At 61.1% G+C, this 10,457-nt stretch carries 12 protein-coding genes; 2 read left to right on the top strand and 10 right to left on the bottom strand.

Annotation, left to right across the window (positions count from 1 at the left end):
* Window positions 1-167: 167 nt before the first annotated feature.
* From ACE3N6_RS13665 to ACE3N6_RS13620, 10 genes are all read right to left on the bottom strand, one after another.
* Entirely contained in the window at window positions 168-761 is a 594-nt protein-coding gene (locus tag ACE3N6_RS13665) for a DUF769 domain-containing protein (RefSeq protein WP_374246325.1), read from the bottom strand.
* Between the two features lie 165 nt (window positions 762-926).
* Complete coding sequence (locus tag ACE3N6_RS13660; protein ID WP_374246324.1) at window positions 927-1,352, bottom strand: F0F1 ATP synthase subunit epsilon; 426 nt, start codon at window positions 1,350-1,352, stop codon at window positions 927-929.
* A 60-nt stretch (window positions 1,353-1,412) separates the two neighbouring features.
* Window positions 1,413-2,789 (bottom strand): F0F1 ATP synthase subunit beta, encoded by a 1,377-nt coding sequence (atpD, locus tag ACE3N6_RS13655; RefSeq protein WP_374240126.1) that lies wholly within the window; start codon window positions 2,787-2,789, stop codon window positions 1,413-1,415.
* Window positions 2,790-2,816: 27 nt separating this feature from the next.
* Entirely contained in the window at window positions 2,817-3,686 is an 870-nt protein-coding gene (gene atpG / locus ACE3N6_RS13650) for a F0F1 ATP synthase subunit gamma (RefSeq protein ID WP_374246323.1), read from the bottom strand.
* Between the two features lie 21 nt (window positions 3,687-3,707).
* Window positions 3,708-5,246, bottom strand: coding sequence for a F0F1 ATP synthase subunit alpha (atpA, locus tag ACE3N6_RS13645; RefSeq protein ID WP_374246322.1), 1,539 nt, complete (start codon window positions 5,244-5,246; stop codon window positions 3,708-3,710).
* Window positions 5,247-5,257: 11 nt separating this feature from the next.
* Window positions 5,258-5,794: a F0F1 ATP synthase subunit delta gene (locus ACE3N6_RS13640; protein ID WP_374246321.1), complete on the bottom strand. Its 537-nt coding sequence runs from the start codon at window positions 5,792-5,794 to the stop codon at window positions 5,258-5,260.
* Between the two features lie 3 nt (window positions 5,795-5,797).
* Entirely contained in the window at window positions 5,798-6,271 is a 474-nt protein-coding gene (locus tag ACE3N6_RS13635; RefSeq protein WP_374246320.1) for a F0F1 ATP synthase subunit B, read from the bottom strand.
* A 35-nt stretch (window positions 6,272-6,306) separates the two neighbouring features.
* Window positions 6,307-6,552 (bottom strand): F0F1 ATP synthase subunit C, encoded by a 246-nt coding sequence (gene atpE, locus ACE3N6_RS13630; RefSeq protein WP_079434620.1) that lies wholly within the window; start codon window positions 6,550-6,552, stop codon window positions 6,307-6,309.
* A gap of 61 nt (window positions 6,553-6,613) precedes the next feature.
* Entirely contained in the window at window positions 6,614-7,456 is an 843-nt protein-coding gene (gene atpB, locus ACE3N6_RS13625) for a F0F1 ATP synthase subunit A (protein WP_374246319.1), read from the bottom strand.
* A gap of 2 nt (window positions 7,457-7,458) precedes the next feature.
* On the bottom strand, window positions 7,459-7,800 hold the full coding sequence (locus ACE3N6_RS13620; RefSeq protein ID WP_374246318.1) for an ATP synthase subunit I: 342 nt from the start codon (window positions 7,798-7,800) through the stop codon (window positions 7,459-7,461).
* A gap of 184 nt (window positions 7,801-7,984) precedes the next feature.
* Between ACE3N6_RS13620 and ACE3N6_RS13615 the strand changes: the two genes are divergently transcribed.
* Both ACE3N6_RS13615 and aas read left to right on the top strand, forming a co-directional pair.
* Window positions 7,985-8,296 carry an ArsR/SmtB family transcription factor gene (locus tag ACE3N6_RS13615; protein ID WP_374246317.1) on the top strand — a complete coding sequence of 104 codons (312 nt, stop codon included), beginning with the start codon at window positions 7,985-7,987 and terminating at the stop codon, window positions 8,294-8,296.
* Window positions 8,297-8,311: 15 nt separating this feature from the next.
* Window positions 8,312-10,453 (top strand): bifunctional acyl-ACP--phospholipid O-acyltransferase/long-chain-fatty-acid--ACP ligase, encoded by a 2,142-nt coding sequence (gene aas / locus ACE3N6_RS13610; protein ID WP_374246316.1) that lies wholly within the window; start codon window positions 8,312-8,314, stop codon window positions 10,451-10,453.
* Window positions 10,454-10,457: the final 4 nt, after the last annotated feature.

Genomic DNA, 10,457 nt, shown 5'->3' with positions numbered 1-10,457 from the left:
CGTTGTATGTCGAGGCCCGCGAGCGCCACCCTGCACGCTGGTCACGCCACACCCGCAACTGGTCTCCTGCCGGCCCGGTGACGCTCAATCCAGAGCGGGAATCCGTCGTCGCCATGGCAATGGGCAACACGAATAGACAGCCTTTGGCTGCATGACTCAGGTGGCAACTAGCTTGACGCGCGCCGGATCTTTCTTTCGTTGTAATTGCGGGTCCAGGTTTCTTTAAACAACACAAGTTGTTCGATAGACTCGGCGCGCCGGTCCCGGATACCTAGCGTGACCGCGCCTCCGGCGGTCCAGTCACCGCAGAATTTTTGGAAAGTCATGAAGTCATACCCAGAGTAAGCGTTCCTGCGCTTGGTGCCGAGGATCTGGAATGCTGCGGTTACGCCGGGGTGGGGTGGGGGATAGTCACGCCGGTTCAGGATGTAACCCGGTACGGGCGGATTCGGGGTCCTTGCCTCGCCACTGGTATACGTCACCATCTCGAATCGGACATCGCCGGGTTCGGCACCGCTATAGCACGCGCTGATATTGACGCCGTCCAGGTAGGCGTGGGAAACGCGGTACGCTCCGAACAGGTTGAGCGTGTAGTACTTGAGCGTCAATTCGCGTGGGGCGCGAGGTGAGCTAGGTAACGGCTGATCTGTACGGTTGCCGCGTGTCGTTTCAAGAGCGCACCCTGATAGAAAAGTCATTAAGAAAGAGAAGCAAAGTAACCAGCTCATCTTCTTGCTTGGTGCGGTACTTTCTCGATCCATGAGTGATCCATAAAGGACGGGCTTCAGCCTAAGCTCCGTCAAGTGGGGATCGCCGAGGGCCTACATTCCACCGGGACAACAATTCTGTACAAAGAAATGTAGTCCAATAGCAAAGAGGGCAGTCTTTTCAGACTGCCCTCTTTGCCTGTACTGATCTCGGTGCTATCAGTGTCCGCGCTTCTTCAGACGGTTGATCGCAGCGATTTGTGCCAGCGCCGATGCCAGTTCGGACTGAGCCTTTGCATACTCAAGGGCGGAACCCTGATTCTGCAGTGCTTCTTCGGCCAGCCTTTTGGCTTCGAGTGCCTTTGCCTCGTCGAGGTCCTTACCGCGGATCGCGGTATCCGCCAGCACGGTGACCAGATTCGGCTGAACTTCCAGCAGGCCACCGGCCACGAAAACCAATTCTTCTTCCGGCTGATTCTGAACCTTGACACGCACGGCACCCGGCTTGACACGGGTCATCAGCGGCATATGGCCGGGCAGAATCCCCAGCTCGCCGGATTCACCGGGAAGAGCCACGAACTCAGCCAAACCCGAGAAGATCATCTCTTCCGCGCTGACGATGTCAACATGAATGGTCATTGCCACAGCTTTATCCTCCTCAAACCGGCGGAGCCATCAGGCGCCGCCGGGCGATGGTCGCATTGATCAGAGGGTCTTCGCTTTTTCGAAGACTTCTTCGATCGGGCCGACCATGTAGAAGGCCTGCTCGGGCAGGTGATCCACTTCACCGCTGAGAATCGTCTTGAAGCCCTTGATCGTCTCCTTCAGCGGAACGTACTTGCCGGGGGAACCGGTAAACACTTCCGCCACGAAGAACGGCTGGGACAGGAAACGCTGGATCTTACGGGCACGGGCGACAAGCAGCTTGTCTTCCGGGGCCAGTTCGTCCATACCCAGAATCGCGATGATGTCGCGCAGTTCCTTGTACCGCTGAAGGGTCTGCTGAACGCCGCGAGCGGTGTTGTAGTGCTCTTCGCCAACCACCAGCGGATCAAGCTGGCGGGAAGTGGAGTCGAGCGGATCGACAGCCGGGTAGATACCCAGCGCGGCGATGTCACGCGACAGCACGACAGTGGAGTCGAGGTGAAGGAAGGTGGTCGCCGGAGACGGGTCGGTCAAGTCATCCGCAGGCACATACACGGCCTGGATGGAGGTGATCGAGCCCACCTTGGTGGAGGTGATCCGCTCCTGCAGACGGCCCATTTCTTCGGCCAGCGTCGGCTGGTAACCCACCGCGGACGGCATACGACCCAGCAGCGCGGACACTTCGGTACCGGCCAGGGTGTAACGGTAGATGTTATCCACGAAGAACAGGATGTCACGACCTTCGTCACGGAAACGCTCGGCCATGGTCAAGCCGGTCAGCGCCACACGCAGACGGTTGCCCGGGGGTTCGTTCATCTGACCGAACACCATCGCAACCTTGTCGAGAACGTTGGAGTCCTTCATTTCGTGGTAGAAGTCGTTCCCTTCACGGGTACGCTCGCCCACGCCGGCGAACACCGACAGACCGCTGTGCTGCTTGGCGATGTTGTTGATGAGCTCCATCATGTTGACGGTCTTGCCCACGCCAGCACCACCGAACAGACCGACCTTACCGCCCTTGGCGAACGGGCAGATCAGATCGATAACCTTGATGCCGGTTTCCAGCAGATCCACGGAGGGCGACAGTTCGTCGAACTTCGGGGCCTTCTGGTGAATAACACGGCGCTCGTCGCACTGGATCGGGCCGGCTTCGTCGATCGGGCGACCGAGCACATCCATGATCCGGCCCAGCGTGCCGTGACCCACCGGCACGGCGATGCCCTTGCCGGTGTTCGAAACTTGCATGCCACGACGCAGGCCGTCCGAAGACCCCAGCGCAATGGTACGAACCACGCCATCACCCAGTTGCTGCTGAACTTCGAGAACCAGTTCAGCACCTTCCAGGGTAAGGGCGTCGTAAACCTTGGGCATCGCGTCGCGCGGGAACTGCACATCCACCACGGCGCCGATGCATTGAACGATCGTTCCTTGACTCATCGTCGTTTCCCCAAACTTGTTAAAGCGTTACACCGCGGCCGCGCCGCCGACAATTTCCGACAGTTCCTTGGTGATGGCTGCCTGACGGGTCTTGTTGTAGACCAGTTGCAGTTCGCCGATCACGTTCCCTGCGTTGTCGGAGGCTGCCTTCATCGCCACCATCCGGGCACTCTGTTCGGACGCCATGTTCTCGGCGACAGCCTGGTACACCAGCGCTTCGACATAGCGCACCAGGAGTTCGTCGATCACCACCTGCGCATCCGGCTCATAGAGGTAATCCCAGGTCCCTTCCGGGGTACCGAGACGCTCGCCGGTCAGCGGGAGAAGCTGCTCAAGCTGGGGCTCCTGCTTCATCGTGTTGATGAAGCGGGAGTAAACAATGTGCACTTCGTCCAACTCGCCATTCTGGAAAGCATCGATCATGACCTTGACGGGCCCGATCAGCTTTTCCAGATGGGGGGTATCCCCGAGCTGGGTGACATGCGAAACCACCTTGGCACCCAGGCGCTGCATGAAACCCAGCCCCTTGTTACCGATGGCGGTCACGCGAATGTCGGTGACTCCACTGCTTTCCCAATCCTTGAGCGCGTTCAACCCGACACGCAAGGTGTTGGTGTTGAGACCACCGCACAGACCTTTGTCGGTCGTGACGACGATGAGCCCAACACGCTTGGCACTGTCCTTCTTGACGAGGAACGGATGCTTGTAGTCGGTGATGTTGGCTGCAGACAGATTCGCGGCGAGACGGCGGATCTTCTCGGCGTAGGGACGGGCAGCCCGCATGCGGTCTTGAGCTTTCCGCATTTTGGACGCTGCCACCATCTCCATGGCCTTGGTGATCTTTTTAGTGTTCTGGACACTCTTGATCTTGTTACGGATCTCTTTACCGCTAGCCATATTGCTCTCCGTATGCCCGCGTTAAGCCCAGCTCTTCTTGAACTCTTCGATGACAGCAGCGAGCTGCTTGGCACCGTCGGCATCCAGATCCTTGGTCGTTTCGATCTTGGTAACCAGATCGGCAGCCTTGGTCTTGACGTACTGGTGCATCGCGGCTTCGCAAGCCAGGGCACGCTTGACATCGACGTCGTCGAAAGCGCCCTTGTCGACCGCGAACAGGGTGATCGCCATTTCCGAAACCTTGAGCGGCGCGTACTGCTGCTGCTTCATCAGTTCGGTAACGAGACGGCCGCGTTCGAGCTGCTTGCGGGTGGCTTCGTCGAGGTCGGAAGCGAACTGCGCGAACGCAGCCAGCTCACGGTACTGGGCCAGCGCCAGACGCACACCGCCGCCGAGCTTCTTGATGACCTTGGTCTGAGCAGCACCACCGACGCGGGACACCGAGATACCGGCGTTGATAGCGGGGCGGATACCAGCGTTGAAGAGGTCGGTTTCCAGGAAGATCTGGCCGTCGGTAATCGAGATCACGTTGGTCGGAACGAACGCAGAAACGTCGCCGGCCTGGGTTTCGATCACGGGAAGCGCGGTCAGCGAACCGGTCTTGCCCTTGACTTCACCCTTCGTGTATTGCTCGACGTAGTCTTCGGACACGCGGGCAGCGCGCTCGAGCAGACGGGAGTGCAGGTAGAACACGTCGCCGGGGTAGGCTTCACGGCCAGGCGGACGACGCAGCAGCAGGGAAACCTGACGGTAGGCCCAGGCTTGCTTGGTCAGATCGTCATAGATGATCAGGGCGTCTTGACCGCGGTCGCGGAAGTATTCGCCCATGGTGCAGCCGGAGTACGGAGCGATGTACTGCATCGCCGCGGACTCAGAGGCAGTCGCGGCGACGACGATGGTGTATTCCATCGCGCCGTGCTCTTCGAGCTTGCGAACCACGTTGGCGATGGTCGAAGCCTTCTGACCGACCGCAACGTAGATACACACCATGTTTTCGCCCTTTTGGTTGATGATCGCATCAACCGCAACGGCAGTCTTACCGGTCTGACGGTCGCCGATGATCAGCTCACGCTGACCACGACCGACGGGAACCATGGAGTCAACCGACTTCAGACCAGTCTGCACCGGCTGGGAAACCGACTTACGCCAGATCACGCCCGGAGCAACCTTCTCGATCGGCTCGGACAGCTTGGCGTTCACCGGCCCCTTGCCGTCGATCGGCTGGCCCAGGGAATTGACGACACGGCCGATCAGCTCGGGGCCGACCGGAACTTCAAGAATACGACCGGTGCACTTGACGGTGTCACCTTCGGAGATGCCTTCGTACTCGCCCAGGACCACGGCGCCGACGGAGTCACGCTCGAGGTTCATTGCGAGGCCGAAAACGTTGCCGGGGAATTCCAGCATTTCGCCCTGCATGGCATCGGACAGGCCGTGGATACGGCAGATACCGTCAGTCACCGACACCACGGTACCTTCGGTACGGGCATTCGCGGACAGTTGCAGGTTCTGAATCCGACTCTTGATCAGGTCACTGATTTCAGAGGGGTTAAGTTGCATAGCTTATGCTCCTAGTTCTTTAGCGCGGCGGCCATGTTCGCGAGCTTGCCGCGGACCGAGGCGTCGATGACTTCATCCCCAACGGCGATCTTGACCCCACCGATCAACTCGGGGTCGACACTGACAGACACGTTGAGCTTGGCCTTGAAGCGGGCTTCAAGGTCAGCGATCAGCGTCTTCAGCGTGGCATCGTCCATCGGGAAGGCAGAGGCGATGCTCGCCTCCTTGACACCTTCGTGTTCGTTCTTGAGAGCAACGAACAGGTCACGGATCTCGGGAAGCACTTGCAGACGCTCGTTGTCGACCAGGACGCGGACGTAATTCTGCTGTTCGGCAGTCAGTCCGGTACCGGCCACATCGAGAAAGAGTCCAGCCAGTTGTTCGGGCTGGAGCTTGGGATCGCTGATGCAATCCCGCATTTGCGGATCGGCGGCAACTGCAGCCAGCCGATCAAGTGCTTCCGACCAAGGCCCCAGCGCATTGCCCGCAGAAGCGAGCTGAAAGGCTGCTTCAGCATAGGGGCGTGCGATGGTGACGTTCTCGGCCATGGCTTATTGAAGTTCCTGTTTCAGGTTGGCCAGCAGGTCGGCATGGGCCTGAGCATTGATTTCCTTGCGGAGAATCTTCTCGGCACCAGCGACAGCCAGTTGGGCGACCTGATCGCGCAGGGCTTCCTTGGCACGCTGGGCGGCGACGCCGGCTTCGGCTTCGGCGGCTTCACGAGCCTGGGCAATGATACGGGCGGCTTCGGCGCGCGCTTCGTCGAGGAATGCAGCAGCCTGCTTTTCAGCAGAGGCACGGACGTCCGTGGCGGACTCGCGGGCCTTGCGCATCTCTTCGACGACTTTCTTCTCGGCATGTGCGAGATCGCTCTTCGCCTTGTCCGCAGCCGCCAGCCCGTCGGCGATCTTCTTCGCGCGCTCATCGAGTGCCTTCACAATGGGGGGCCACACGAACTTCATCGTGACCCACGCCAGAATGAAGAACACAACGAGCTGGGCTACCAGGGTTGCGTTCAGATTCACGGTAGTCTTCCTTTAGTCAGGTTGAACCGCGAAACTTAGATCTTGAACGGGTTGGCGAACGCAAACATCATGGCGATACCGACACCGATCAGGAACGCGGCGTCGATCAGACCGGCCAGCAGGAACATCTTGGTCTGCAGGGCGTTCATCAACTCGGGCTGGCGAGCGGAAGCTTCCAGGTACTTGCTACCCATGATGCCGATACCGATACAGGCACCGATAGCACCCAGACCGATGATCAGACCGGCGGCCAGAGCAACAAAACCGAGAACGTGTTCCATGACTACTCCTTTAGTTGAGATGATTTAAATAGAAACCGAAACGACTGCTTGAAACTGAAACTTAGTGGCTTTCGTGCGCCTGACCGATGTACACCAGGGTCAGCATCATGAAGATGAAGGCCTGCAGGGCGACAATCAGGATGTGGAAGACGGCCCAGATGGAACCCGCAACGACATGACCAAGGAAGCCGAAGACGGTGGCGGTGCCGCCCATCAGCGCGATCAGCATGAAAACCAGTTCACCGGCATACATGTTGCCGAACAGTCGCATACCGTGGGAGACGGTCTTGGCCAAGAATTCGATCATCTGCATCAGGAAGTTCACCGGATACAGCAGCGGGTGGGAGCCGAACGGCGCGGTGAAGAGTTCATGAACCCAGCCACCGAAGCCCTTGATCTTGATGTTGTAGTACAGGCAGATCAGCAGCACGCCGATGGACATGCCGAGAGTGCCGTTGAGGTCGGCAGTCGGCACGACACGGAGGTAAGCGTGCTCGTTACCGGAGATGAGCGCCCAGATCTTGGGCAGCAGATCGACCGGAAGGAAGTCCATGGAGTTCATCAGGAAAATCCAGAAGAACACCGTAAGCGCGACGGGAGCAACAAACTTGCGGGACTCGGCGCTGTGCACGATGCCCTTGGCTTGATCGGCGACCATCTCGACGAGGATCTCGATGGCAGCCTGGAAGCGGCCGGGAACGCCGGAGGTGGCGTTGCTTGCACACTTGATCAGGATCAGCAGGGTGACGATACCGAGACCGATCGAGAAGAACAGGGTGTCGAGGTTCCAGACACTCCAGTCGATGATCGCGGTCTGGGCGTGACCCGTGCTGTTAAGGTGGGTCAGGTGGTGGACGATATATTCGCCAGCGGTGGGTGCGTGGGCTTCGTGGCCAGTACTCATGGTCAGGTCTTCACCAAAAATGCAAACAAATTCGCCTTAAGCGCCACGACCAACCCGATGAACAACGCCAACCAATGGACGTCTGGATACACGAGTTGAACGGTCGCCAACAATCCTACGGTTGACGCGATTTTCAGAAACTCGCCAACAAAAAACGCAAGCGGGTACGACGCAGCCGGCCGCCTTGAAACAGCGTGCAGACGCAGGGCGAACAACAAATTGGGAAGAACACAGGCTGCGCCTCCCAACGCCGCCGACAACGCACCGCGCACCCCTGTGATCGCTCCGACGATCAATGCCGTCAGAATTGTCGCGCCTATCTGCAGGAATACCGCTTTGAACATGGCTCTCTGCGTGGCACGCCGGGTGTTGCGCCGTCCGCCGTACGAAAAACACGCGGATACTACGGGTTAACCGTGACAAAGTCAATTACTGCCGCACTGCAACATCACACGCGGGGCTTGAAATTCCGAGCTTCGCCACAATGGGACCTTGACATGCCCGGAAAACATATCGATGATTATCGACATGAATAAGAACTACTCCCGGGCAATCCCCGAAACCTGGCGTGACATTTCCGCCATCTTCGCGGCGCTGGGCGACGAGCACCGGCAGCGCATCCTGCTGACTTTCGAGCCGGGCGAGCGCCTTAACGTGGGGCAGATCGCGGAAGTGTCGACCCTCGCCCGTTCCACGGTTTCGCACCATCTCAAGGTACTGCGGGAGGCCGGGGTGCTGATCGCCGAGCGGGAGGGCAAGGAGATTTTCTTTCACGTGAACAAGCCTTTCCTGCAGGACGCCTTCGGCAAGGTCACGGATTACCTCCACTCCGACCTCTGAGGCAGGGCCGCTGCGATGCGAGATCTCATCAAATTCCTGTTGCGCCGGGTTGCAGGCCTGCTCTTCCGCGTGCGGGTGAGCGGTGCGCTGCCTGAAGCCCGCGAGCGCCTGCTGGTGGTCGCCAACCACGAATCCTTCCTGGACGGGCTGCTCCTGGGGCTGTTCCTACCCCTCGACCCGGTGTTCGTGGTGCACACCGGCGTGGCGCGCAATCCGCTGTTCCGCGCGGTGTTGAGTCTGGTGGATTACCTGCCGGTGGACCCGACCAGCCCGATGGCAATGAAGAAGGTCATACGTCTTATAGAAGAAGGTAGACCGGTGGTGATCTTCCCCGAGGGGCGCATCACCGTCACCGGTAGCTTGATGAAGACCTACGACGGCCCGGCCTTCGTGGCGGCCAGGACGGGCGCCACCATCCTGCCCGTGCGCATCGACGGCGCGGCCCGCAGCTACTTCTCGCGCCTCGCCGCTCACGTGCCGAAGCGCCTGTTTCCGCAGATCAGCCTCTTCCTGCGGCCCACCACGGCGATCCCGATGCCGGTGGCGGCTACCGCCCGCCAGCGCCGCCGCAAGGCCGGCGAGGCGATGCGCCGGCTGATGCAGGACATGATCTTCGCCACCCGGCCCACGCAAACCCTGTTCGAGGCGCTGCTCGACGCCGCCGATATCCAGGGCCGCGGCCACACCCTGGTGGAGGATCTGAAGCAGATCGAATACACCTACCGGGATCTCATCAAGATGTCCCTGGCCCTGGGCCGCGTGGTGGCGCGCCACCAGGATGCGCGCGACAAGACCATCGGCCTGCTGCTGCCCAACCTGGCGCCCACCCTGGGGTTGATCTTCGGCCTCACCGCCCACCGGCGCGCGGTGGCCATGCTCAACTACACCGCCGGGGTCGACGGGATGCAGGCCGCCTGCTCGGCCGCGTGCATCGGCACCGTGGTCAGCTCCCGCGCCTTTGTCGAGCAGGCCAGGCTGGGCGACAAGCTCGCCGCCCTCGACGGGGTGCGCATCCTGTGGCTGGAGGATCTGCGCGACGAGATCGATCTGCTCGACAAGCTTTGGCTGATGACCTGGGCCTTGCCCTTCCCGCGGCTGGCTTTGCCCGCCGGCTCGCCGGAGGACACCGCGGTGGTGCTGTTCACCTCCGGCTCGGAGGGCAAGCCGAAGGGCGTGGTGCTGTCGCACCGGGCGCTGCTCGCCAACATCGCCCAGATCCGCGCGGTGGTGGATTTCTCCATCGACGACAAGATCCTCAACGCGCTGCCGCTGTTCCACTCCTTCGGCCTCACCGCTGGCGGGCTGCTGCCGGTGCTGGCCGGTGCCAAGGTCTTCCTCTACCCGTCGCCGCTGCATTACCGGGTGATCCCGGAGCTGGCCTACGACCGCAACTGCACGGTGCTGCTGGGCACCAGCACCTTCCTGGGCAACTACGCCAAGTTTGCCCACCCCTACGACTTCTACCGCCTGCGCTACGTGATCGCCGGTGCCGAGAAGCTCGCCGCCCCGGTGCGCGACCTGTGGTTCGAGAAGTTCGGCATCCGCATCTTCGAGGGCTACGGCGCCACCGAGACCGCGCCGGTGCTGGCGGTCAACACGCCGATGGCCTTCCGCAGCGGCACCGTGGGCCAGTTTCTGCCCGGCATCGCGACGCGGCTGGTGCAGGTGCCGGGCATCCCCGCCGGCGGCATGCTCCACGTGAACGGCCCCAATCTGATGTCCGGCTACCTGCGCGTCACCGCCCCCGGCGTGCTCGAACCGCCCGCCTCGTCCCAGGGCGAGGGCTGGTATGAGACCGGCGACGTGGTGGAGATCGACGACGACGGCTTCGTGAAGATCGTCGGGCGGGTGAAGCGCTTCGCCAAGGTGGCCGGCGAGATGGTGTCGCTGGAGGCGGTCGAGAAGCTGGCCGCCGCCGCCTCGCCCGGCGCTGCCCACGCCGCCTCGACCCAGCCCGACGCCAGCCGCGGCGAGAACATCTTGCTGTTCTCCACCGATCCCACGCTCACCCGCGACCGCCTCCAGGCCGCCGCGCGCGATGGCGGCTGGCCCGAGATCGCGGTGCCGCGCCGGGTTGTCCAGGTGGACGCCCTGCCGCTGCTGGGCACCGGCAAGATCGATTACGTGACCCTCAAACAATGGGCCGAAACGGCCTGACACC

The sequence above is a fragment of the Zoogloea sp. genome (assembly GCF_041904905.1).
GTDB lineage: Bacteria > Pseudomonadota > Gammaproteobacteria > Burkholderiales > Rhodocyclaceae > Zoogloea.
The sequence above is the reverse complement of the archived record's forward strand: the minus strand, read 5'-3'. Positions and strand labels throughout refer to the sequence as shown.